Annotated in this window: 23 protein-coding genes and 1 pseudogene; 16 read left to right on the top strand and 8 right to left on the bottom strand. The window is 45.3% G+C overall.

Annotation, left to right across the window (positions count from 1 at the left end):
• Nucleotides 1–295 precede the first annotated feature (295 nt).
• The 3 genes and pseudogenes from gloA to H6F98_RS08925 all read left to right on the top strand — a co-directional run.
• The gene (gloA, locus tag H6F98_RS08935) at nt 296–727 is read left to right on the top strand and encodes a lactoylglutathione lyase (RefSeq protein WP_192218311.1); all 432 of its coding nucleotides are present in this window, start codon (nt 296–298) and stop codon (nt 725–727) included.
• Nucleotides 728–1,168: 441 nt separating this feature from the next.
• On the top strand, nt 1,169–2,602 hold the full coding sequence (locus H6F98_RS08930) for a carotenoid oxygenase family protein (RefSeq protein ID WP_192218310.1): 1,434 nt from the start codon (nt 1,169–1,171) through the stop codon (nt 2,600–2,602).
• Nucleotides 2,603–2,848: 246 nt separating this feature from the next.
• Nucleotides 2,849–3,052, top strand: a pseudogene (locus H6F98_RS08925) (IS701 family transposase); the annotation flags it as partial.
• A gap of 244 nt (nt 3,053–3,296) precedes the next feature.
• Here H6F98_RS08925 and H6F98_RS08920 read toward each other — a convergent pair.
• The 4 genes from H6F98_RS08920 to H6F98_RS08905 form a co-directional block, all read right to left on the bottom strand.
• Complete coding sequence (locus H6F98_RS08920) at nt 3,297–6,053, bottom strand: cation-transporting P-type ATPase (protein WP_192218309.1); 2,757 nt, start codon at nt 6,051–6,053, stop codon at nt 3,297–3,299.
• A gap of 395 nt (nt 6,054–6,448) precedes the next feature.
• Nucleotides 6,449–7,495, bottom strand: coding sequence for an AI-2E family transporter (locus tag H6F98_RS08915; protein ID WP_192218308.1), 1,047 nt, complete (start codon nt 7,493–7,495; stop codon nt 6,449–6,451).
• A gap of 128 nt (nt 7,496–7,623) precedes the next feature.
• Nucleotides 7,624–8,160 carry an alpha/beta hydrolase gene (locus H6F98_RS08910; RefSeq protein ID WP_192218307.1) on the bottom strand — a complete coding sequence of 179 codons (537 nt, stop codon included), beginning with the start codon at nt 8,158–8,160 and terminating at the stop codon, nt 7,624–7,626.
• A 4-nt stretch (nt 8,161–8,164) separates the two neighbouring features.
• Nucleotides 8,165–8,434, bottom strand: a complete 270-nt coding sequence (locus H6F98_RS08905; RefSeq protein ID WP_192218306.1) for a GlsB/YeaQ/YmgE family stress response membrane protein — start codon at nt 8,432–8,434, stop codon at nt 8,165–8,167.
• 429 nt (nt 8,435–8,863) lie between these two features.
• Between H6F98_RS08905 and H6F98_RS08900 the strand changes: the two genes are divergently transcribed.
• The gene (locus tag H6F98_RS08900; RefSeq protein ID WP_192218305.1) at nt 8,864–9,289 is read left to right on the top strand and encodes a sensory rhodopsin transducer; all 426 of its coding nucleotides are present in this window, start codon (nt 8,864–8,866) and stop codon (nt 9,287–9,289) included.
• Nucleotides 9,290–9,416: 127 nt separating this feature from the next.
• On the opposite strand, the gene H6F98_RS08895 is transcribed toward H6F98_RS08900, so the two are convergent.
• Nucleotides 9,417–9,770, bottom strand: coding sequence for a hypothetical protein (locus tag H6F98_RS08895; protein WP_192218304.1), 354 nt, complete (start codon nt 9,768–9,770; stop codon nt 9,417–9,419).
• 309 nt (nt 9,771–10,079) lie between these two features.
• Nucleotides 10,080–10,742 carry a hypothetical protein gene (locus tag H6F98_RS08890; protein ID WP_192218303.1) on the bottom strand — a complete coding sequence of 221 codons (663 nt, stop codon included), beginning with the start codon at nt 10,740–10,742 and terminating at the stop codon, nt 10,080–10,082.
• 643 nt (nt 10,743–11,385) lie between these two features.
• On the opposite strand from H6F98_RS08890, the gene H6F98_RS08885 reads away from it, so the two are divergent.
• From H6F98_RS08885 to H6F98_RS08845, 9 genes are all read left to right on the top strand, one after another.
• Entirely contained in the window at nt 11,386–11,733 is a 348-nt protein-coding gene (locus H6F98_RS08885) for a phage holin family protein (RefSeq protein ID WP_192218302.1), read from the top strand.
• Between the two features lie 108 nt (nt 11,734–11,841).
• Complete coding sequence (locus H6F98_RS08880) at nt 11,842–12,015, top strand: hypothetical protein (RefSeq protein WP_192218301.1); 174 nt, start codon at nt 11,842–11,844, stop codon at nt 12,013–12,015.
• Between the two features lies 1 nt (nt 12,016).
• On the top strand, nt 12,017–13,375 hold the full coding sequence (locus H6F98_RS08875; RefSeq protein WP_192218300.1) for an amino acid permease: 1,359 nt from the start codon (nt 12,017–12,019) through the stop codon (nt 13,373–13,375).
• A 47-nt stretch (nt 13,376–13,422) separates the two neighbouring features.
• Nucleotides 13,423–14,055, top strand: coding sequence for a class I SAM-dependent methyltransferase (locus H6F98_RS08870; RefSeq protein WP_242058445.1), 633 nt, complete (start codon nt 13,423–13,425; stop codon nt 14,053–14,055).
• Between the two features lie 571 nt (nt 14,056–14,626).
• The gene (locus H6F98_RS08865; protein ID WP_192218298.1) at nt 14,627–15,403 is read left to right on the top strand and encodes a superoxide dismutase; all 777 of its coding nucleotides are present in this window, start codon (nt 14,627–14,629) and stop codon (nt 15,401–15,403) included.
• A 13-nt stretch (nt 15,404–15,416) separates the two neighbouring features.
• Complete coding sequence (locus H6F98_RS08860; protein WP_192218297.1) at nt 15,417–16,754, top strand: ferric reductase-like transmembrane domain-containing protein; 1,338 nt, start codon at nt 15,417–15,419, stop codon at nt 16,752–16,754.
• Nucleotides 16,755–16,758: 4 nt separating this feature from the next.
• The gene (locus tag H6F98_RS08855) at nt 16,759–17,229 is read left to right on the top strand and encodes an SRPBCC domain-containing protein (protein WP_199348373.1); all 471 of its coding nucleotides are present in this window, start codon (nt 16,759–16,761) and stop codon (nt 17,227–17,229) included.
• A gap of 27 nt (nt 17,230–17,256) precedes the next feature.
• Nucleotides 17,257–17,400: a hypothetical protein gene (locus tag H6F98_RS08850; protein ID WP_192218296.1), complete on the top strand. Its 144-nt coding sequence runs from the start codon at nt 17,257–17,259 to the stop codon at nt 17,398–17,400.
• A 227-nt stretch (nt 17,401–17,627) separates the two neighbouring features.
• A complete protein-coding gene (locus H6F98_RS08845) occupies nt 17,628–19,049 on the top strand; it encodes a hypothetical protein (protein ID WP_192218295.1) in 1,422 nt (473 codons plus the stop codon).
• A gap of 111 nt (nt 19,050–19,160) precedes the next feature.
• On the opposite strand, the gene H6F98_RS08840 is transcribed toward H6F98_RS08845, so the two are convergent.
• Together H6F98_RS08840 and H6F98_RS08835 are read right to left on the bottom strand one after the other, a co-directional pair.
• Complete coding sequence (locus tag H6F98_RS08840; protein ID WP_192218294.1) at nt 19,161–21,149, bottom strand: protein-arginine deiminase family protein; 1,989 nt, start codon at nt 21,147–21,149, stop codon at nt 19,161–19,163.
• A 302-nt stretch (nt 21,150–21,451) separates the two neighbouring features.
• Nucleotides 21,452–21,841 carry a hypothetical protein gene (locus H6F98_RS08835; protein ID WP_192218293.1) on the bottom strand — a complete coding sequence of 130 codons (390 nt, stop codon included), beginning with the start codon at nt 21,839–21,841 and terminating at the stop codon, nt 21,452–21,454.
• 301 nt (nt 21,842–22,142) lie between these two features.
• On the opposite strand from H6F98_RS08835, the gene rppA reads away from it, so the two are divergent.
• The 3 genes from rppA (at nt 22,143) to H6F98_RS08820 (ending at nt 24,862) form a co-directional block, all read left to right on the top strand.
• Entirely contained in the window at nt 22,143–22,817 is a 675-nt protein-coding gene (gene rppA, locus H6F98_RS08830) for a two-component system response regulator RppA (RefSeq protein WP_192218375.1), read from the top strand.
• Between the two features lie 114 nt (nt 22,818–22,931).
• Nucleotides 22,932–24,212, top strand: coding sequence for a cell wall metabolism sensor histidine kinase WalK (locus H6F98_RS08825; protein ID WP_192218292.1), 1,281 nt, complete (start codon nt 22,932–22,934; stop codon nt 24,210–24,212).
• Between the two features lie 101 nt (nt 24,213–24,313).
• A complete protein-coding gene (locus H6F98_RS08820; protein WP_192218291.1) occupies nt 24,314–24,862 on the top strand; it encodes a hypothetical protein in 549 nt (182 codons plus the stop codon).
• Nucleotides 24,863–24,870: the final 8 nt, after the last annotated feature.

Here is a 24,870-nt window from a genome sequence, read left to right as displayed (position 1 = left end):
ACTTAGCGCTGATGGCAACAGTGCTTAACTAACTAGCGACAATCGAGAATAGATTATCCCGGTACGGTATTTTGTCAAATAGCTTTGCCCAAAACACCTGAAAAAAACATTATTGCCGCGTTTAGGATATACCGTGAATTGGCAACCCCGAACCATCTTTAATGATGTTTAGCGATCGCAACTGTTGCATTCCCTACCAATTAGTAGGGATTTCCCCTGATAACGCTCCCGGATGGTAGCTCTCTTTACAATGGGCAGTAGAGTGAGAAATCTAATAAGGAGTTGAGAACAGCTCATGCGAATGCTACATACAATGCTGCGAGTCGGCAATCTCGATGAATCCCTCAAGTTTTACTGTGATGTCTTGGGGATGAAGCTGCTCCGCAAAAAAGACTATCCAGGCGGCGAGTTTACCTTAGCATTTGTTGGTTATGGGGATGAGTCTGACCACACTGTCCTCGAACTAACCTACAACTGGGGCACGGATAAGTACGATCTAGGTAATGCCTATGGTCACATTGCCCTTGGTGTTGATGATATTTACGGCACCTGTGCCCAAATTCGATTAAAGGGTGGAAAAGTAGTTCGTGAGCCGGGGCCAATGAAGCATGGTTCAACGGTAATTGCTTTTGTCGAAGACCCAAATGGCTACAAGATTGAGCTAATCCAGCTAGGAACTCAAGGTTCTGCCAAACAGCAAGAAGCTGCTGGTGCAGCAAGCAGTTAGTACCTTTCTAGGAGTTGGGAACTGGGGACTAGGAATTGGGGATTAGGTACAACCATTCTCAATTGTTAGTGCAACAGTGCTTATTCGCGGTTCCTGCTACACTATCTAAAGAAAAAAAGAGCCACGAGGTGACTCTCTCAATTATCAGGGTGCATCTACTGAGCACAGTATAGCAGTAATGGGATGAAGGGTGTCACCCCCTATTTAGAAAAATAGTTCACTCAAAAGTGCATTTGAGTAGAAATGACTAGAGACGTGCCATAACACGTCTTTTTGTTGAACCTAAGTATTAATCGAGTAAAGAACCAAAGTCCATCTTTTGACAGTGGTCTGGCAGCCTATAGCTGGCTCTAATGTAGGTAAGAAATAAAAGTTTACATATGCAGGAGTAGCAGGACTTTAATCAGAAACCTGCTGCGCCCTAGTTCGTTCTCTTTAAGCATGATTACAACCAGCAAGCCGGTAACCCGTAGAGCTTGGGCAAGTGCGATCGCCCAACCAGCAAAAGAATTTTTACCCACTCCCTTACCTATCCTTTCCGGCAAGATTCCAGAAGGCTTACGGGGTTCCCTTTATCGCAATGGGCCTGGGCGCTTGGAACGTGGCGGCGTGCGAGTGGGACACTGGTTTGATGGCGATGGCGCAATCTTGGGTGTGCATTTCATTGAGGGAGGTGCTACTGGACTCTATCGCTACGTGCAAACGTCTGGCTACCAAGAAGAAGCGGCTGCGGATAACTTCCTCTACGGCAACTATGGCATGACGGCACCGGGACCGATTTGGAATCAATGGCTCAAACCCATCAAGAATGCTGCGAATACGTCAGTACTGGTACTACCAGATCAATTGTTAGCACTGTGGGAAGGTGGAAATCCTCATGCTCTTGACCTTCAGACGCTGGAAACAAGGGGAACTGATGATTTAGGACAGTTGGAGGAGGGAGCGCCTTTTTCTGCTCATCCAAAAATTGACCCCAAAACAGGCGAGATTTTTAACTTTGGTGTTGCTCCTGGACTGAATGCAACTCTGAAAGTTTACAAAAGCGACTATACAGGCAAAATTATCCAACAAAACTCAATCCCGCTCGATGGTTTGCCTTTGGTGCATGATTTTGTCATGGCAGGGCAGTATCTAGTGTTTTTTGTGCCGCCAGTGCGGGTAAATCTCCTACCAGTAGGAGTTGGGTTGAGTAACTATAGTGATGCGCTAAAGTGGCAACCACACAAAGCGACTCAAGTTATTATCTTTGACCGTGAAACCTTATCCTTAGTAAGTCGCAGTGAAGCGGAGAGTTGGTTCCAGTGGCACTTTAGTAACGGCTATGTAGACAATGATGGTTCAGTCGTTATTGATTTTGTGCGTTACCCAGACTTTCAAACGAACCAGCGTTTGAAAGAAGTCGCAACAGGGAAAACCCACACTGAGGGGAAAGGAACACTGTGGCGATCGCGTTTGAATCCACAAACGGGTAAAGTAACGCAGTTGCAGGAATTGTTAGATAGAGGTTGTGAGTTTCCTGTTGTACCAGAGTCCTTAGTGGGGCAAGCTTCCCCCTACACCTACTTAACGGTACATCGTGATGGGGTTGATATTACTCAAGAAGTCTTCGGTGCGATCGCACGCTTCGACAACGAAACCGACAGCTTAGTTATGGCTGATTTAGGTGAGAGTCGCTATCCTTCAGAACCCCTTTATGCTGCTGATGCCATCAATCCTGAGCAGGGTTGGATACTAACAGTTGTGTACGACGGTAATTCTGACACCAGTGAGGTGATGGTGTTTGATAGCAATGCTTTGGATGAGGAGCCAGTCTGCCGATTGGGATTACCTAATGTGATTCCCCATAGTTTTCATGGCAAGTGGAAACCAGCCTAATTTCCCAATGATCTTTATTCCTCTTCTGTCACTCTCCGGTTTTTCCTATTATTAATATTTTCTACAAAAGAGGTAGATTAGGGAATACAGCGTTTGCTCATTTAATTTTGGCAATTTCCCTACTCGGATCAATTTCTATGAAGGAAAAAGTCTGCGATCGCCTACCATACGTTAGTTCTAGAATTCAGCAATGGCAAAAGTTTTCGGAGTGACAGAAGAGGGATAGTTCTTGATTTAGCATACTAAGTACTGAAGAGCCATACTTTTATTCTTTGGCACACCTTAACGGGAGGATTGAGAAGGCGCTGGGCTAACAAACCTTTGAACACCTTTGCTGAAGCTCTAGTTGCCTTTAGAACAGCTATGTCTTTTCAATTTTTTGATTGGTTGAACCTAAATCGTGACGTGTTTGCTGCTTACAAAGCCAGTTTAGGGTTTATTTGGGCTTAATTTTTGTCTAAGTCCCGCTAACAGAGACTGAAAACTGTGTACTGGCAACCCATCAGATGTCAATTTGTGAGCAGCTTTGGTCTGGATGGCTTTGCCCATATAACTTAGAGTTCTAATTGTACCACCTGACTTCAGTCTAAATAGTACTGCTAAACCGGAACCCCCCCACCACCCGGATATATTTCTAACGGGGTTAACAGTATGCCTGTTTGCTTGTGCGTCAGGTGGAGAAGACAATGCAGGGTTAGTTAGGAGGGTCGAAGCGATTGACCAAGGCGGATACGGCAACCATTGGTAACCCAATGAGCAGGCAGAGCAACCATTGATTAACGTTCAGTGGTGTAGTGTAAAACAAGTTATTCATCAAGCTCCATTGACTGAAGATGATCTGCAAAGCTACAGTGCAGGCAATACCAATCCCAATGGCTCTGGCATCCCTAATCTGTTCGATTCTGCCTCGAAGTTTATTAACAATTGCGCTGCCTAATTGACTAATGCTTAAAAGGTAAAAAATTCGCCCTGCCACTAATGCTTGAATTGCCATTGTGCGGGCTAAATTGATATTTCCTGTAGTTGCCTTTATCCATTCAAATACACCGAAAATCAAAATCCAGTTAAAAATAGAAATGACCAAAATCCGCTTGAGCAGGTTGCGGTTGAGTAATGGTTCATTGGGGTTGCGTGGGGATTGTTGCATCACCCGTTCTGACTTCGGCTCAAAGGCTAGGGGAACCGTCATGGTGATGGAATTCACCATATTCAGCCAGAGAACTTGTAACGATAAGATCGGCAACGCTCTAGCTAACAGGACGCTAATCAAAATTGTCATCGATTCCCCGCCGTTGACTGGCAGAATAAACGCGATCGCCTTTTGCAAATTACGATAGACAGTACGCCCTTCCTCAACCGCTGCTTCGATTGATGCAAAGTTATCATCCGTCAAAATCATGTCAGCGGCTTCTTTTGCCACCTCCGTGCCAGCTTGCCCCATCGCAATGCCAATATCGGCTTGCTTGAGTGCAGGTGCGTCGTTGACTCCATCCCCCGTCATCGCGACGATTTCACCTTTGGACTGAAGCGCTTCAACGAGACGAAGCTTCTGTTCCGGTGCGACACGGGCAAACACAACTCCATCTTCTACCGCTGTAGCGAGTTCTTGTTTATCCATTTGGGTGAGTTCTTGTCCGGTAAATGCCAGAACTTCCCCATGTCTATTCAATCCCATGCGAGAGGCGATCGCTCTTGCCGTAACCGCATGATCGCCCGTAATCATCTTCACCTGGATACCCGCTTCCTGACAGGCTTGCACAGCTTTTATCGCTTCGGTTCGGGGCGGGTCGATCATACCTTGCAACCCGATGAAAATCAGACCCTCTTTGATATCTGCATGATCTAGCGAGTCTAGAGCAGATGGTACAGGTTTCTTTGCCAAAGCTAGTACCCGTAAACCCTGCTGTGCCATTTCATCAACTTCCCAATGCACAGTACCTCGATCCACCGGGATAAGATTTCCCTGAGTATCTAGCATCTTCTGACAGCGAGGGAGAATTGTCTCTACCGAACCCTTGACATAAATAGTCCTGAGTCCTGAGTTCTGAGTCCTGGGTGAAGACTGTTCCCTAGCCCCTCCTTCATGTAACGTTGCCATGTACTGAAATTCGGACTCAAAGGGAATAACATCAATTCTAGGCATCTCCCGTTCTAAGTCAGGCTGATACAATCTTGCTTTGTTGCCAACAGCAATTAACGCTCCTTCAGTTGGATCGCCAACTACCTTCCATTGAGCATCCGTTTCTTCCAGATGGGAGTCATTGCATAACAGTCCGGCTTTTAAACATTCCACAAGAACGGGGGATTTATTTAAATTGACTGGCTTGTCATCTACCAGGATTTGCCCTTCTGGGGCGTAGCCTCCACCAGTGACTCCATAGTGCCGATCTCCTGCATAGATGGCTTGCACCGTCATCTGGTTTTCCGTCAGCGTGCCCGTTTTATCAGAACAGATGACAGTAGCACCGCCCAGAGTTTCAACCGCTGGCAACTTGCGAACAATCGCGTGACGGCGTGCCATGCGTGAAACACCAATGGCTAGCGTTATTGTCACAACAGCAGGTAATCCTTCGGGAATCGCACTTACTGCCAAAGCAACAGCCGCCTCGAACATCGTTGCCCAAGAGTTGCCACGCCCCAAACCAACAGCGAACGTTAATGCAGCTACCCCAAGGATGATGTACAGCAACGTGCGACTGAATTTATCGAATTTGCGGGTTAACGGGGTTGTTAAATTTGTGTGTTGCTCCATTAACTGGGAAATCCGCCCCGTTTCGGTAGTTTCCCCAATCGCAACTACAATGCCTCTTCCCTGTCCAAACGTGACAAAGCTGCCAGCATAAGCCATGTTAGTTCGCTCGGCTAGGGGGGCGTCTGAATCGAGCGGTTGAGTGTCTTTTTCTACAGCAAGCGACTCTCCTGTAAGCGCTGATTCATTGACTTGCAAGTTACGCGCCTTCACCAGTCGCAAATCTGCTGGCACTTTATCCCCAGAGGTAAGAAGTACCAAATCGCCCGGTACTAATTCAGTCGAAGGAATTTTGACCTTTTGACCATCGCGCAGGAGGGTAGCGTCGGTTTGGACGGAGGAAGCTAAAGCTGCGATCGCACTTTCGGCTTTAGACTCTTGAACAAACCCGATGATGGCGTTAATCAGCGTCACGCCCCAAATCACCCAGGCATTCACCCATTCTCCCAGGAATGCTTTGATTACACCTGCAATCAGCAAGATATACAGGAGGGGTTGGTTAAATTGCAGGAGAAACCGCACCAAAGGACTTTTTCCTGGTTTGCCCTTGAGTTCGTTAAGGCCGAAACGTTCCTGCCGTTTTGCCGCCTCAGCCGATGTCAATCCTGTTTCTAAATTGCTGTCTAACTGCCCAAAGACTTCCGGTGCAGGTAGATAATGCCATTGTTGTCCCTGCAATTTTTCTTGTGCTGTTGCTGTCATGTTGTTGGCTCCAAGACTTATTCCTAACAGGTGAATTAAAAACCAATGCTTATTAAATGGGGAGTTATACCATTATGGAAGTTTCTACATTTATCCACTGTCGGAAACAAATGTGATTAAAAAGTGATAATCACATTGCCCTTTAATCTTGACAGGAGGCTTTCCTTAAGCCTCCCGAAGAAAAGAATGGGTTTCATCGTTATTTTAAGTATGAAGATGAGTGAGCCACCTACCAAAATTTAAATCAGATAGGCTAAGTCTGGAGTTGATTCTGCAAACAACTCAGTTTATAGCTGCTCTAGCTGGGTTGGTTGAGCCTTTCTCCTTCTGAAATCCTTGAAGCGGTTTCTAATATTTCCTAGCACAACCTTCTCCAGATACCCTACCTATTCATGCTACTGATTTTCAGGTTGGGGCTTAGGGTAATTCCACTTGTCTAAAACATCTTTAACTAAAACTTCCTCTAGCCAAGTCTTAGCCACCACAGTCAGTGGGAGTGCCATTAATAATCCTAAGGCTCCAAAAAAGCTGGCAAAGAAAATTTGAGAAGTCAGAGTCATAGCAGGTAACAGCGACACCTGTTTTGCCATGATGGTAGGTGTTAACCAATAGCTCTCAATTTGCTGAATCACAATATATAAAATTAAAACAGCAACGGCTTTCCAAGGAGCGTCTATTACAGCGATCGCCATTGGTAAAACCACGCTTAATGTTGGACCAATATTCGGAATAACGTTGAGTAATCCGGCTAAAATAGCATGGGCTAGTGCCAAGGGAACTTGCAAAATCCATAAGCCAATACCGCTCAATGCCGCGATAAAAACCATTTCAATTAAAACCCCAACAGTCCAACTACCTAGAGCCACTTTACAACGCTCTAAAATTTCGCTAACTCGTTGTCGATAAAATGAGGGAAATAATCGAATAAATGACTGGCGGTATGGCTGGGGATTGACCAACAGCATGAGGCTTAGAACTAATACCAGTACAAGCTGAATAATAGCTGTAATAGAAGTAGAAAATAATCCGATAGAATGTTCCATTACTTGAGTGGCAAGTGGCTGAATCTGTTGGATGAGGTTGTCTAGCGCATCAAAATTAGGAAAATCAGTACCGAGGAAGCGATCTTCTAACCAATTCACGGTATTTTGGATGGCTTGCAATCCTTTTGGGAGTAACTTAACGAGTTCTTGAAACTGCTCAACAAAAGGTGGCACAATCAGCCAGAAAAATATAATAAAAATACCGAATAAGATGTTCAGACTCAGAAAGACAGACCAGCCACGCCGAACACCCAAGCGTTGAAGTTGTTGAACGAGCTGATTCAATGCCGTTGCCAAGACTACTGCTGTAAAGAAAAGCAAAAGTATCTGGCGAATCTGCCAGAGAATATACAAAGAAAGGATTAAGGCTAGTAAGCCTATATATCGACCTAAATTCACAGTTTTAATGCAGAAATTGTCGCTGTCACAGTCAGCCCTTTGAAGCTTCCTTCAATATTAGCAACCAATGTGACTAGAAAATGACAGCGATAAGTCAGTATGTCTTTTAAGCGGCAGTTTGAACTTGGTCAAAGTCGGATATCTGGCAGACGGCCAAGCACTCGGTTAATGTTCCGAACAACTTCAACAAGGCGCTCGCCCTCAACATGAACTTCTGGGGTTGGGTAGTTTTGCAGCGTTTCAATCAAGGTAATGTTCCCATCAGGCAAAGCAGAACTCACTAAAGCGGCTCGTAAAGACTGTCGGTTAGCTCGATTAGTAGGAGTATGAATTACCTGACTGACTCGATCTAGCAGTAATTCTCCTGGGGCGCTATTGAGTACCCGGTATAGCAAAATAGGATCGACTTGCACCTCTTGTGTGAGCGTGCGCCGCAACTCCTCCGGTTCTCTGCCAGCCATTCTTAGATAAGCTCGCAGCGAACTTGAAAGTTCACCTGTTTCGGCAAACGTTGTTAGTTCAGGTACCGAAACTGTCTCCCGCAGAAAACGATACTTCAACACTACCGAGTCAGCAGCATCCGCACGAGGGCTACCGTAAAACACACCCAAGAGTGTGAATAAACCTACGATAAAACACTGTGATCGTTGTAAAAAGTAAGACATTTCTCTAAGCTGCCCGACCAGCTAAGGTGTACCAAAGCCAAATCGCAATAAGCGACCCGAAAATGGCGACGAAGACACCCGGAATACTTAGGGCTGTCGCTGTTATTTGTAAAGTTCCTGTGTCTATTAATGTCATCAAAGTGCCGCCCATAAAGGCTCCAACAACACCTAACGCCATTGTCAAGAGAATACCGCCGCCTTGACGACCTGGATAAATTAATTTGGCGATCGCTCCCGCGAGCAGTCCTAAAACGATCCAAGCAATAATGTTCATAATCGTTTCTTCCTGAATTATTAGGGTGGTCAAATAGTTCAACAAGTTAGGCATTCAAACCCAAGTGATTAGCGACCCAGAGCTGTTTTTTTTATAACCTTCCTCGCTCAAGGTACATATCAGTAACTCAGCAAAATTGAGTCAGCTTTAGTTGTCTAAATTCTGGGTTACGGTTGAGAAAACTAGCCTACCTTTACTTTCATGTACCCTGATTTCCCTTGATTGATACATCTACCAAAAGATAGAAAGCGCTATTTTTTCATCACTAAACCTACGAGTCTGCGGAAAATTGCATTGAGATAAATCATTGAGAATGGTGTCACTTTCCTATCACATTTGTTGTCAACACTGGAGATAGTAGGCTCAGGAGAAGCACTATTGTGAAACACTCCGGTCAACAACTCGCTAACAGATAAAAGGAAATGTTTTATGAATCATTCAATTGGACAAATATACTGGGCGAAGCGCCTAAGCTTTAATCCCTACAGGGAACGGAGTTGCTACCTTCAGGCGGGAGGCTACATCCTCGCTGAAAATAACGACTTAGAACCACAGTGTACCAGCCATGAAACCGCCTGTCTTATCAACACCTCAGAATGCGAGGCACAAGTTGAAATCAAGATTGTCTTTAGCAAAGAGGAAACCGTCGGTCCTTGTAGAGTGGTTGTTCCGGCACAAGGCACTTTGAATGTGCGCTTCAAGGAGATGACTGACACCGAGCCTTTTGCTCGCGATACTGACTACATTATTACGATTAAATCGGACGTGCCAATTGTTGTGCAGCCTATCTGTCTCGACTCGCGCCAAGCTGAGAATATCTTGCTCAGTAGTATGGCTGATGTCATCGGCGATTAATTGGTCTAGCTAGAACGAGCTGAAGAAAGGATCGCTTGACCATTTTTGAATGTAATTCCTGCTTGTTTGCAAAATTCAATGCCTGTGGAAAGCGATCGCTTCAGATAGTTTATTTTTGCGTTCTTTCTCAGGAAATCTTGTCCTTTTGAGAACAGTAGTCTGGGCAGTTACTCGCTTGTTCGGTTAGAACGACAGAAGGGTGAATGGCACACTTAAGATAATGGTTATTTAAAAAAAAATAGCATTTTTTGCAGGGAAAATTATTGTTGCAATTTAGAGGAATAGCCGTTTTATTTTGCACAGCCTTCAACGCTTTTAACGCCCTAATGGAAAGAATTAACCAACATAGAAGGGCAACAAAAGGAACTAATAGTATTCCTTCCGTGACTATTCCTTCAGTAGCGGAGTTAATCTCATTAGATTTTCCTTCAGCTAGCTTAGCTTCTTGTAAAGTTACCACTTCTTTTTTGTTCGGGTTCATTGAGTATGAGTCCTCCTCAATTAATCAATTTTGGGTGAGCCATAGAACGGCTGTGATAATCGCTCCAACGAATGCATCCCGCTATGCAACTTGAGCTATTAGTTGCTCCTCACCCATCAAGTACCAAGCTTTCCTTCAAAGCGTGTTTAAAAAGTAGTGTTGCTATCCGACAAGGGCGAAGCATTCGATAAATCAACTCCTGCCGAAAAACGGTTACTCGAATGCTTTGCCTCTGGATATATGTTGTTTGCTTGGACTTTTCAAACACTCTCACTCCACTGAGGTTGAAATAGCCCAGTTTGAGACACCTTAGTAGTTGTAGCCAACTCCTAGTAACAACCCTACATCAGTGCGATCGATAAAACCGACATTCATGCCAGCAGTTGCCGTAACTCGACGTGATACAGGCACATCTACACCACCAGTCAGCAGTGGACCGATAGTGCTATCTCTGGCTGTTGAAATCGCCACGCCGCCTCCAACATAAGGAGCTGCCCTCAATCCAAGAGTTTGCCTCGGTGCAAAGTCTAAAGTTACTGGCAGCAGAAAAGCTGGATTGCTACCAACCAAAGCAGAGGGTCTGGCAGATAATGTGTTTGTCAGCCCGACTTTGCCAAACACATTAGTACTACCTTCGCTTAATCGAGTATCGCCACGAAATCCAATGTTACCGCCAACTCCGACATAGCTTGGTCCAGAGCGAGTAGCTCTCAAGGGCGGAGTAGTACCCCCAGCTTGAGCTACCACAGCATCTGTGGTTTTAGAGCTGGTCTCCGGAATTGGAGAAGCTGAAGACTCAGGTATCCGAGCAGAAGAAGACATTCGAGCTGTAGTGTCTAAAGTTTGCTCTGCGTTTACATCAGTAGCAGTGAAGTCGGTGTTCTGAGCTTGAGCTTTAAGCCCACTCGAAACAACGGTTACAGCAGCGAGGCTTAGTAAAAATGAAGTCTGTTTGAAAAGAAGTGTATTCATAGTTAATCCTTAGTGAACTGTGTATCAAAACTTAAAGAATCGCGAAAAATTCAAGGGCAATGGTCTCTAAAGAACTGAGAGAGTTCTATCTCTATTGCTATTCTGTTGGCTATTTGCGCCCCTTATTTTTTCAGTATCGAAAGCAAATGTGACGAGAAAGTGATATCGAGGAGTTATACAGATTTACTAGTTCTAAATTTGACTATTGATAGAGTTATTGAGTCAGATCGAAACCACTCCCTCTTCCATTAGGAAGATGCGAGTCCCTCTAGGCTTTAACTTGAACCAACAAATTCAAAACTCGGAAAGGATGATGCAGTGTGCCTCGGCACATCCAACGAGCCAAAGAAACTTTAAAGTCTCCCTTCTCCCTGTTATGGATGGCATCGCTATCACTTTCTCGTCACATTTGTTCCTGATGCTGGAAATAGATGGAAAGTACTTTTGAGGTGACCGATAAATTGGTGAGCTGCTTCGCTTAAGCACCAAGTTGTGGGTATGGCTCACAGCGCACTTGGGTGTAGCTCAACACTCATACCCATCGAACTTTACAGGTGACGGTTCCAGCACGAGCTACACTTCATCTGTGCTTTCATGACTGACTAACCCTGAACCAAAACGATTGGAGAGGAGGAGCTTTCTGATGACTGGAATTCTTATTACTTGGTTAATCACGACTATCAGCTTTTTAATTATTTCCCGATTGCCAATCGGAGTTGAAATTGACAGTTTTGGCAAAGCCGCAATTTCAGCCGCAGTTTTTGGGATTTTAAATGCCCTCTTAAGACCAATACTGGGCTTTTTTACGTTTCCGTTCATTCTTTTGACCTTTGGTTTATTTCTCTTTGTCCTAAACGCAATTATTTTTGGGCTAGCGGCTTGGTTGGTGCCAGGGTTTCGTTTGCGTTGGGGATTCTGGAGCGCTTTGATTGGCTCAATTGCCCTAACTATCATTAACTCTTTAATCTTTAGGTTGCTAGGAGCTTTGTGATTGTTATTTCAAGTGAATAGCAGCAAAATCTTGTCTTTATGCCATCCGCTTAGAAGTGGAAACACTACAAGCAACGCTTTTAATTGCTGAAAATCAGGGTTTAGTGTGATGAATGGTTTGAAAGGCAAAAACGCCCTGATTGCTGGCGTAACTTCTGGAATTGGTCAGGCGATTCCCTACCCTTTGGGAACCCCTACTCTTCGAGAAGGGCTACGTCCAATGGGGAACGGGATAGCTTCGCTTCACGCTGTCCGTTTAGCAAACTCAACTGAGATAATCTAACGTGAGCAAACATGGAAACTACTTATCAAAGCCAACTTTAGTGGCAAATCGGACGGCAGCACCAAAGCCAACCCTGGCATTTAAAGATGCCATTGCCCTAATTGTCGGAATTGTTATCGGGGCAGGCATTTTCGAGACACCAGCCCTTGTTGCTGCCAATGTCGGGAGTGCAGGAGCCGCACTGCTGATTTGGTTGTTGGGCGGCGGGATGTCATTGGTTGGCGCTTTGTGCTACGCAGAATTGGCGACGGCGTATCCCCATACCGGGGGCAATTACTATTACCTGAAGCGTGCCTTTGGCAATTCCGTTGCCTTTCTATTTGCTTGGGCGCGAATGGCGGTTATTCAAACTGGCTCAATCGCACTTTTGGCGTTCGTGTTTGGGGATTATGCCTCGCAGTTATTGCGCCTTGGTAACTATTCTGCATCCCTTTACGCGGCACTTGCTCTTGTCATTTTGACCGCGTTAAACATTATCGGTGTTCAGCAAGGGAAACAGACGCAGAATTGGTTGACAGTGGCGAAAGTCCTTGGCTTGGTGTTGGTTGTCATCGTTGGTTTAGCTTTTGCTTCACCTTCCGTGCCGGAAGTGCCTGCTGAACCGACATCTCAAGGGACGTTGGGGATGGCAATGATTTTCGTGCTGCTGTCTTATGGTGGCTGGAATGAAGCGGCTTATATTTCGGCTGAGTTACGCCATCTAGAACGTAACATGGTGCGATCGCTTCTTTGGAGTCTTGGCATTATCACCGTAATTTACTTAGGCATAAACCTCGCCTATATCAAGGGGTTAGGGTTAGCCCAGATGGCAGCTTCAGAAGCCGTTGCTGCCGATTTGATGCGTCGTGCAGTTGGCGAACCGGGTGCCTGGTTTATCAGTTTCCTTGTGGCTGTTTCCACCTTGGGCGCAATCAATGCCACCATTTTCACGGGAGCACGCACCAACTACGCACTAGGCAAGGACTTTTCACTGTTTTCCTTCCTGGGACGCTGGCATCATCGCACCAAGACGCCAACCTATGCCTTGCTCGTACAGGGTGCAATAGCTTTAGCACTGATATTAATGGGAACTCTGACGCGCCGAGGCTTTGAGACGATGGTGGACTACACCGCCCCCATCTTCTGGTTATTTTTCCTGCTAACAGGTGTGTCGCTGTTTGTGTTGCGGATGCGGGAACCAGAAGTGCCTCGACCGTTCCGAGTTCCTTTCTATCCCCTAACACCAATCCTCTTTTGCTTCATCTGTGGTTATCTACTTTACTCCAGCCTTGCCTATACAGGCGTTGGATCACTTGTGGGGGTGGCAGTGGTTGCTGCTGGCTTACCACTGTTGTTCTTGTCTCGTCATCGGAAATCTTGAATCAAACGTATCAATAGGAGAAATGTATCATGCAGTTAAAACGAATTATGAGATTGCTGATTGCAAGTATGAGTGTTAGTAGCGTTGTGTTTGCCGGGTGTGTTCAACAACGCAAATTCGATGAAGTTCAAACCAGTCAAACTACTCCTCAAACTCAGCAACCCACACCCACTGTGCAAGCGCAAGAAAGTAAGCCTGATGTGCCTTATGTGCCAACGCCGAATGAAGTTGTTGCCCGAATGCTCGAACTTGCTAACGTAACGGGTGATGATATTCTCTACGACCTCGGCAGTGGTGATGGACGAATTGTTATTACAGCCGCACAAAAACATGGCACTCGTGGCACTGGTATCGACATTAATCCTGAGCTTGTCCAGCAAAGTCAAGCAAACGCTCAAGCAGCAAACGTTGCTGACCGTGTGGAGTTTGTACAACAAGACCTTTTCCAAACTGATTTAAGTGATGCAACAGTGGTAACGCTTTACTTGCTACCTGATGTGAACTTAAAGCTCCGACCCAAGCTGCTCCAAGAACTTAAACCTGGTACTCGCATCGTATCGCATGACTTCGACATGGGGGAATGGGAACCCGCTCGCGTAGAACAGGTGCAAGGACCGACTCGTCAGCACACGATTTATCACTGGGTTGTTCCTGAGAATGTTCCAGACAATTTGAGGTGAGTGTACCAGCAGCGATCGCTCTCTTAAGCAATCTTTTCCGACTTTTAGATCAAAAGGAAAGGTGATTGTGGTTCCCCTGCATGACAATAATCCGACCACAATCATCTCATACATCACCTAGGCGCTGATTGCTATCAACCTCCTAGTGTTTTTGCACGAAGTTAGTTTGAGTCCCCAAGAGTTAGGGCAATTTTTTCGGACGTACACCATTTTTCCTAGGGAGTTAACGGCAAGTTTTTTGTGTCAACTGTAGGAGCCAGTTTGTCGGCGTGGCTGGTCATCGATGCCGCCGCAGACTACAAATGTCTAACTGCTGATGATAAAGAGAGTAATTGAGGGTTATTGATACCACTTGTAAAGCGATATCAAGAAGTTATTAAACTTATCGATGGCGTTTAAATTTTCGACCCTTGACTTGCCTATCACATTCTAGTCACATTTATTTATCATGCTGAAAACAGATGAAAACTCTGATGAGGTGACCGATAAATTTGCTTGAACTCTAATAGCAGTTCTGTACACCGTCGCACTTCATTTAGAGGTTTAAATGTTGCTCTTGAGGTCAACGTATATGAAAAAAAAATTACAGCGACAAATACGTTTCCTTTTCTTGGGGATGGCTTTTTTATTTTTGCTAATCTCTTGTCAAGCAACGCCGCAAGTACAGTCATCACCCACCGCTGTTACGCCTACTGCTACTACACTTGTAGCTCAGGGTACTGCAACACCTGCTCAGCTACCGCCATTACCCTACGACTATGCGGCGCTAGAGCCACATATTGATGCTCAAACGATGAGATTGCATCACGATAACCACCATGCAGCTTACGTCAAAAATTTGAACGAAGCGTTGCAAAAGTCTCCCAATTTGCAAAACAGAAGTGTTGAATCGCTCCTACAAGATTTGAACAGTGTACCTGAAGAGATTCGCACAACAGTACGCAACAATGCTGGCGGTCACCTCAACCATACTATGTTCTGGCAAATTATGAGTTCTCAGGGGGGCGGTCAGCCAACGGATTCTCTCGCTGAGGAAATCAACAAAACATTCGGCAGTTTCGAGCAATTTAAACAGCAATTTAACGAAGCATGTGGTGATCGTTTTGGCAGTGGTTGGGTTTGGTTAGTCCGTAACAAGCAAGGTCAACTTCAAATTACAACTACACCGAATCAGGATAACCCAATTATGGAAGAGTTTTATCCGATTATGGGCAATGACGTATGGGAACATGCTTACTACCTGAAATACCAAAATCGTCGCGCCGAGTATTTGACTAACTGGTGGAATGTTGTAAATTGGAACGAAGTCAACAGGCGATCGCAACTTTCATTGAATCAGGGTACTTAGAAGGGGGTTTCTTATGCAAAGTCTATTGGTGAGAAGCCCAGTAGCAGTAGCAGCATTTTGGATCGGGACGTATCTTTTCATTACGCTTTTACCCCTGCTTGTTCTGCTCTTGCACCACGTACCTGAAGGTAGGAGTTTCTGGACTGAGTTCTCTGTTGCTCTCGGTTTCATTGGTTTGGCAATGATGGCGCTTCAATTTGCCTTGACTGCTCGCATCAATCGCATCGAAGCCTCCTATGGAGTTGATATCATTCTCCAGTTTCACCGCTACATCTCTCTAGTAGCTTTCAGTCTCATCCTGATTCATCCCTTGATTTTGTTCGTCACTGAGCCTGAGACGCTGCAACTGTTGAATTTCTTGGAAGCGCCTTGGAGGGCTAGATTTGCAGTCTTGGGGACGTTAGCGCTGATATTGCTCGTCGTCACCTCCATCTGGCGCAAGCAGCTTAATATTCCCTATGAACCTTGGCGTACCGCTCATGGCATTTTTGCCGTGTCTGCAGTTGCCTTGGGTTTGGCACACGCTTTGGGGGTTAGCAACTATCTGGGACTGTTTTGGAAGGGGGTTCTCTGGAGTGCGATCGCGCTTACCGCACTCTGGCTTCTCATTTACGTCCGCCTTGTCAAGCCTTGGTTTATGCTCAAAAAGCCCTACCTCGTAGAAGAGGTAATTCCCCAACGAGGCAACGTATGGACATTGGCATTGCGACCGATTGTATATGAGGGAATGCGGTTTCAACCCGGTCAATTTGCCTGGATTACCCTCGACATCTCCCCGTTTCGGATGCGAGAACACCCCTTTTCCATGTCATCAAGTGGCGATTCTCCGGAACGCTTGGAGTTTAGTATCAAGGCTTTGGGGGATTTCACCAACAGTATCAAGGACGTAAAACCCGGCACTAAAGCCTTCCTCGATGGCCCTTATGGCGTGTTTACCACAGATCGCTATTGGGATTCGGCGGGATTTGTCCTGATTGCTGGCGGTATCGGCATCACCCCTATGATGAGTATGCTCGTTACTGCTTGCGATCGCAAAGATGACCGTCCGTTCCTTCTCATCTACGCTAGTAAATCTTGGGAAGACGTAACCTTTCGCGAAGAACTTGATACCCTCAAAGACCAAATAGACCTCACCATTATCCACGTTTTGAGAAAACCACCGGAAGATTGGTCAGGGGAAACAGGTTACGTTGACAAGGAACTCCTAGAACGCTACATCCCCATCCATCGAGCCACCCGTAATTACTTCATCTGTGCCGCCCCAAAAATGATGGATCAGGTAGAAGCTACTTTGCATGACTTGGGAGTACCCGTTACCAACGTTCACATGGAACACTTCAACCTTGTTTAACTCAATGCAGTTCGTTGAAAACGCTCAAACAGTAATGAAAGAACTTCACTCTGAAATTGAAATTCAAGCATCGGCTGAACGAGTCTGGAAACTACTCACCGACTTTACCAGCTTTCCAAAGTGGAATCCGTTTATCCGTCGAGTCACTGGACAGGTTAAAGAAGGGGAACGGCTCAAAGTTTATATACAGCCTTCGGGTGCAGAGGCTATGACATTTCGACCGACGATTCTCAAAGCCGAACCAAACCGTGAGTTGCGTTGGCTGGGGCATTTTCTCATGCCGGGACTCTTTGATGGTGAACATATCTTCATCATCGAACCCTTAGGCGAAAATTGCGTGCGTTTTGTACAAAGGGAAATTTTCCAAGGTTCGCTGGTTCCACTATTTGCCGACAAATTGGATAGCGAGACAACGCGCGGCTTTGCAGAGATGAACCAGGCTTTGAAGGCGCAAGCTGAACAGGAAAAACCTTAAATAAATTTATCTCAAACTAGGAGGTTTATGCGTTACAGTATTATGCTTCAATTGGTCGGAATTATTACCCTAATCCTAGTCGGTACCGCCGCTCTTTTTGCCTGGGTGCAAAGCCGCCCAACTCCTCAAAAAATAACAGAGGATAATGTTAAATTTCTCCAAGTACCATGAGCCGTGACTCTTTCACGCCGCATTGCACTATTTATTTTGGCAATACTGGCTTGTGTCTTACTCACCTAGGTTAGCTCTCCTACAGTCATCTTACCCCCTGCTAACCCTACTTGAAGGAAAAATAATGAGTGGTGAGTGGGAAGTAGGGAGTCAGCTAGAAAAGCTTTCTCCTCCATTCATTTAAAACTACTTAATTTTCGAGTAAAAATAGCTCAATTTTTACAGATATGTCATCAAAACTGGCAATAAGAAAAACCTCTAACTCTGAACTCAGAACGTCGTGGTTTGAACGCCTAATTGCCATCCTTGCCGTAGTGAACTTAGTTCTAGTCTTTTTTGACATGAGCTATGTAACCTTACGTGACTTCTATCTAGATGTTGTCCCCAGCCTAACCCAACTTTACGACCCAGTTAAAGGGATTGAACCCCACCCAGAAACGCAAAACTATCTCAACAGCGTAAACGCACTGGAAGAACAAGTTTTGCAAGCAGGATTGCAGTCGCCTCAGTCAGAAGAATTACTAGAGGAATTACGAGGACTGAGTAATCGATTAGTTGAAGACAATCCATTTCAAGGAGCGGATAAAAGCAGCACCCTAGAAAAAATTCAACACGAAATGCGGACTCGTGTCGGTGAAAACTATGGTCGTGATGCCTTTACTACCTTTTGGAGCCAACCGTATCTATCTAATACGGGTTGGCAGCAAAACATCGAATTTTTTAACACAGAAATTAGACCTCTAATTGGGAGGAATTACTATCGAGATATTGGAAGATTTGGCGGCTTTGTCGATTATTTCTGGTTAATTGACTTACCCTTTATTATCCTATTCACCCTGGAAATTTTAGCGCGAACCTACTATAGCAGTCGCCGCAAACCAGAGTTAAATTGGTTAGAAGCGATACTACGGCGGTGGTATGACCTTTTCTTAGTGCTTCCCTTTGGACGATGGTTGCGAGTTCTCCCAGTAACACTTCGTCTCTATCAAACTAAGTTGTTAGATTTGGAACCGTTCCGGAAGCAACTTAATTATGACTTTGCGATCAGTTTTGCTGAAGAAATCGCTGAAATTATAGGCGTTCAGGTGATTGACCAAATGCAAGAGTCGGTTCAAAAGGGTGAAGTGACACGCTGGTTGTTTCATCCGGAGTCTCGCAAACCCTATGTTCAGGTTAATAATACGAATGAGGTAAAAGCGATCGCCACTCGCCTAGTTAACGTCAGTGTGTATGAGGTTCTCCCCCAAGTCCAGCCAGATATAGAAGCTTTAGTACATCACAGCCTGGAAAGTACTCTCAGCCAAGCTACTGTTTACCAACAAATCCAGAATATACCGGGTTTGAATCACTTACCCAGCCAGTTAACGGAGACTTTAGCTCACAATCTATCTCATACAGTCTACAGCAACCTAGTCAAGGCGCTTGAAGACCCAGTCGGAGCAGAACTTACTGCTCGTTTAATGGGCAATTTCAGAGATGCGCTGGAGACGGAGTTGCAAAAGAAGCATAACCGTCAGGAATTTGAATCCTTACTTGTAGATATGTTAGAAGAAATAAAAATTAACTACGTTAGGGGTATTGCGGAAGGAGGAATTGAAAGAGCCTTGGAAGAAGTTGATCAACTCCATCGAAATCTGTATCAGGCTTGACTTCTCCCCCGGCTAAAAGTACGGGGGATTCTAATGCTCCAAGCAAGTTGTTAGGCGGCTGGCGTTGAGTACTCTGGATCAATAATCGCCATGACTCATCTGCAAAAGCTATTATTCGAGGAACATCGGTTCAATTTCCCACCATTTTTGAGTAAAAGGTTGTCGGCTCGTGTTAGTGCCACAATGAATTTCCCCACCATCTCGAAAATAAGTATCCCAATCATCGATAAAGTGACAGACTAAACCCAAAGGTTCTAAAACCCCTTTGACATAAGCTTCAAATTGGCATTGAGCATCAACCTGGGGGCCAAAGGGTTTGGGAATTGCAAGATGCTGCTTGAGAACGAGCATATTGACCATGTTTGGGAAAAAACTTTTTGCTCGTCCATCGTCATCCGCTTCAAACAAAGCAGGCAAGTCGATAATATCTTCTTCACCTAAATCTAATTCCTGTTTCAAAACCTCTCGGTTCCAACTAATGTGTTCCTGAAAGCGTTGGTTTTGGCGAGCTAAGGTTTCATTTTCAAGCACGTCTGCCACGCTAATATCAGCAGGTTTATCGTCAATTTGTTTGCCCTGCCGCAACAATGCCTGAGAATGTCCTTCGCTTCGTAACGCTGTAAGAAGGTCGTAACACTTATTAGGGCTGGCGAGAATTAGTTTGAATCCTTTAGGATTAGGAGCAGAGACGAAGTTCATAAATTCGTCAATATGCCCGACACTCAGCCAATCTGAAAAGATTTCAAAAGGGGCTTGGATTTTTTGAGCAAAGAAAAAATCTCGCAAGACTTTTAACTTTCGGCGCGGTTCTGGAATAATTTCTGGGCGAGTTCCTCCAAATAGCAGACGACCGAAGGGATAATTTACCCCTTTTACGGTTACTGGCGGAGAAACTTCTAAATTTCCAAAAGAGTCTAATTTGGTGACTGAATGGCGGCTTTTGCGAATCACATACCCAAAGTCACTGCCTATGAGTTGGCGGTTGGTCAGGTGATCTAGTCCGCGATCGCGAGGCGAATCCAGGACGACGTGAATGAATTTTCCAGGCGCTTGAGTATATCCAATTTCAATTTCATCTCGCATCCAAGGATCGTCTTTATGATACTCATAAGGAACCGGATCGAGTTGCGCGTTGGCTTTAGCAACAACTTTCCTCAGATCCTCAATGAAGTCTTCGTTCTTTCCCTTCGATAAGCGAGAAACAAACACAGTGATTGGAGATAAGGTATTCGGAGTCATCATCCAGGGAGCGACTCGAAAAACGACGCGATCGCTGTAGAGGGTTTCTCCATCTTTCACAAGATTTAAAGTAATCTCAACCCGTCCATCAAAATCAATGTCGGGATAGCTTAATCCCCTTATAGCCAGGAGAATATCCTGATCTGTACCTCTAATTTGTGCTTTTGTTCTCTTCGGACTAATTAATTCATAGCCACTTTTATCCAGTTCGTCATAAATGCAAATTCGTTTGGCAGTGTTTTCGCTAACTGACAAGTGAATCTCGCATCCAGAGGGTAGATTTCTTAAGCCAGCTCTACGAACAATCATAAAACTCGAATCTTTTAGATCCAGCAGTCCTTTAATCTTCCTATCATATTGATTATCAGAATGAACCTGGTCGCGATCGGTGTTGACGATTAGGATTGCACCATGACCATTAATCCCCCATTGCCAATCTCCTTTTTGAGGATTATTGTCGTCAACAATCCCATCTCGATCTGCATCCACATCTAAACAAATCCGAAGACAAGTTAGCTTAAGTTGAACTTGGCTTAGCTGATAACCCGCCTCATCTTGAAACGTTATCTCTAAAGAGCGGTCATTTTGGCGATCGCTAAAGGTTCTTGCTAAAAGGGTAATTGTTGGAACGTCATTGAGAGGAATCAACGTTTGTGTACCAAGGGGTTGATTTGACTCAGAGTAAAGTTCGATTTCTCCCTGTGATTTGAGGCTGACAATGACATTCTCGGAAGGGGCTAAATTTTTTAAGGGGATTTGCAGCGGCTGACCAACAATTAAAATATCTTCACAGCTCCTACTTTTTTCTTGAGAACGTGAAGGAAGCTCATTCAATGTTTCAGGCTGAAATAAACTTCTCATAATTTTAATCACAAACACACTGCAATTCTTCTAGAATCTCACAACTAATTTGAATTTATATCTTCCCTATTACATAAAAACTCATGTTATATTTCGCTGCAACGCTCATATGAAAAGCATTAACTTTTAATCTAGCTATTCAAAGTTCCATCTACTTCCAGCATGAGAAATAAATGTGACCAGAAAGTGAGAGTAATTGAGACGTTAAAGAAGTACACTCCTAGCTAAGTTTTAAACACTTGCAGTGATTCGTGAAGTTAGTGTCGATGGTTGATTGAGTTTTTGCCTCGCGGTGTGCAGAATCAATTTTTCATCTGATATCGCACTAACTTATTGACATCTTCACGAGACAATCCTAGTTTTTGAGCAATCATTGCTTCCACTTGGCTGACTTCTGTAACCGGAAACTCAAATTTCAACCTTGTGAGTTCGGGGTCTGCCGTTTTAACTTCGACTGAAGTAATTCCCTCATTCTTTTCAATTTCAGCTTTGATTACTAGCACAGTGAGTGACAGTTGCACCTCTTGTTGTGTATCCGCTTGCAGCTTGCTTACTGTGCTGTAGGGACGGCTTAATACTTGACTGGTTACAGCATTACCTCCAAACCAGAAGATAATTCCCAATAGGGGTAAGGGTAGCCAGAATTCTAGCCACAGAGGACGCAGGAATTTCAACCAGCGAGGTAAGGACATAAAGCAATAAGCTTTCCTAATGCAATGCGCGAGTATTATCAATTTTAGATTTTGGATTGTCTGCGAGACTCGATTTGAGCAGGTTTAGGGCGACTCAACTAAAGCCTTCTCCTGCACGAGAAACTGTGCTGTGTGACTGCGATCAGCTTCGCTGGTGCCGTAGGCAATCGCGACTACAGGTATAGTACAAAGCGATCGCCGCTCTAAAATCCTACTGGAGACAGACGTTCTGCTAAGTCTAGCTCTCTATCCTAGACAGGGAAGCCGAATGTCCCGCACAGACGTTTCACAAACGCAATTTATGCGGATATTACTGGTAGAAGACGACCCAGCACAATTGAAACCACTCCACACGGTTTTGTCCCAAGCTGGATACGTTGTCGATGGCGTTGAAGATGGAGAAACTGCTCAATGGCTCCTGTCCCAAAAAGAGTATGACCTGTTGATTCTGGACTGGATGTTGCCTGAAATTAGCGGATTAAGCCTCTGTCGCCAGTATCGGCAAGCTGGCAAAACCTCACCCGTGCTAATTTTGACTGCCAAAGACGCCATTCCGGATAGAGTAACCGGCTTGGATGCTGGAGCGGATGATTATTTGGTCAAACCCACAGACATGGTAGAACTTTTGGCGCGGGTACGAGCGCTGGGACGGCGTTCTCCTGTATGGCAAGGAGATACTCTCTGCCTCGCCGATCTACAACTGCACCTAACCAAACTTATGGTTGAGCGAGGACAGGCAACTGTCCAATTATCCAACCAGGAATTTCAGTTGCTAGAGTACCTCATGCGTCACCCCCGCCAAATCTTAACTCGCGACCAGATCGAACAAGCTGTATGGGAGTGGGGTACAGAACCTGAAAGTAACGCGATAACTGCCCTAGTACGTCGCCTGCGGCAGCGCTTACAGGTAGTAGGTGCGGCGGATTGGATTGAAACGGTCTACGGCAGGGGATATTGCATCAGTCCGCCTGAGTAGCTGTAGGTGTCAGGTGTCGGCGGAAAGCGATTAACAATTGACAACTAACAACTGACAAAGAGCATATCGTGTACTTCAGTTATGGGATGAGCTTAACGCTTAACGCTAAAAGCCATGTTCAATCAGAGCCGTCGCAATCTTGCTCGTTGGTTTACTCTTTCGATGGGAAGTATCCTGGTTGTCTTTGCCGGGATAGTCTATTACCAGGAAGTTGCCGACGAGCTAGAGGCACTAGATCGATCGCTCTACACGAAAACTCGCGTGATGGCGGCGGGCGTAGAGTCTGAAGTTCGCCAGGGTCAGTGGCAGGTGAATCTGGAAAGTGTGCCAATTTTGGGGAGTAATCCACCGATACTAACTACTGACATAGTGTATGCGCGTTGGTACGATACCGAAAGGAAATTAGTGCAATTTTTTGGTACAACTCCCCCAGAGCAGTTAACAGCGGTCGATGAATTTCAGACCATCAAGACCACCAATGAGCCAATGGGGACAATACCTTCAGAAGTTTGGCTGCGTCAAGTCACGCTACCTGTCGAGCAAGCGGGGTCAGTAATTGGTTATCTTCAGGTTGCAACCTTGATGACTCCTATCCAAGAATCTCTAAGAGATTTCCTACTATTATTAGCGCTCTTGGTGCCTGTGGCTTTAGGCACGATTGGGCTTACAGGTCAGATTTTAGGAGGATTGGCGATGCAGCCAATTCGCAACAGCTACGATCAACTCCAGCGCTTCACGTCTAATGCCTCTCATGAGTTGCGTACTCCCTTAGCGGCAGTTCTCAGTAATGCTCAGGTTGGGTTGCTGGTTCCTCTGGAGCAAGAGCAGCAACGCAATCACTTGGAGCAAATCGTGGAGGCAGCCAAATCAATGAGTACCTTAGTCAGTAATCTACTACTTCTTGCTCGTCATTCAGGACGATTAGCCCCTGAATCCTTAAAAGAGGTTAACCTAACTAGCTTGCTTCATCAGCTAGCAGACTTTTACACCACCCAAGCTGCCGAAAAACAACTGAGTTTGAAGAGCGATTTACCTCAGCAGTCAGTGGAATTGGAAGCAGAACCAGACCTTTTGCGTCAGGCAGTCGGGAATTTGCTTAGTAATGCCTGTAAATATACATCAACTGGGGGTACTGTGCAGTTGCGTCTGTTTACCCAGTCCCGTTGGGCAGTGATTCAAGTTTCAGACAGTGGTGTTGGGATTCCTCAAGCCGATTTGTCCCATATTTTTGAGCGGTTCTATCGGGTGGATACAAAGCAATCGCGGCAAGCGGGGGGTTTTGGTTTAGGGTTAGCGATCGCAAAACAACTTGTTGAAGCTCATGGTGGTCAGATTAGCGTTACCAGCGCTGTCGAGCAGGGTTCAACCTTTCAAATCGAGTTGCCTCTCAAGTAGCGCTGCAAGCTCGTCGCTGTCACTTTCTCGTCACTTTTGTTTTCAACACTGGACATAGTGCATAGTGCCTTGCTAGTTCATCAGTACTTTTTGAGAGCAAAATGGTTTCCAATCAACTTAAATACGGTATAGGTGTATTTCGCAGTGGTGAAAGGGCGATACAGGCGTTCGACGAGTTGAGAAATACTGGCTTTCCAATGAATCAGATTTGTGTACTCGCCAAAAGTCCTGCTCCTGATGAGCCATTTAGCAATGCAGATATAAGTAAACTTCCGCTCACTCCCGCTGGAGGTGCGGCAGCCGGTGCAGCCGTCGGTGCTACGACAGGAGGTTTACTTGCCTTAATTGCAGGTATGGGTGCCTTGTTAGTTCCTGGATTTGGACTAGCGCTGGCAGTCGAGTCACTTATCACCGTCTTTCTGGCGGGTGGAGCCTGTGCCGCCGCTGGCGGTTTCGTTGGCGCACTACGGGGTTGGTTCCTTCCCGAAGAAGCCGCCATATCATATAACGAGGATGTATCCAAAGGCGCTTATTTAGTGACGGTAAAAGGCACAAAGAATGAAATTCATCGTGCCGAACCGATTCTTGACCGTTGGGGTGTTCGGAAGTGGCGAGTTTATAATACATCGAGTCAAGAGACAGAGCATTAAAGGCTTTT

This window comes from Microcoleus sp. FACHB-SPT15, assembly GCF_014849525.1.
In the GTDB taxonomy this organism is placed as follows: domain Bacteria; phylum Cyanobacteriota; class Cyanobacteriia; order Cyanobacteriales; family Coleofasciculaceae; genus Symplocastrum; species Symplocastrum torsivum.
Note: the sequence above shows the minus strand (reverse complement) of the source record. Positions and strands in the feature narration are given on the sequence as shown.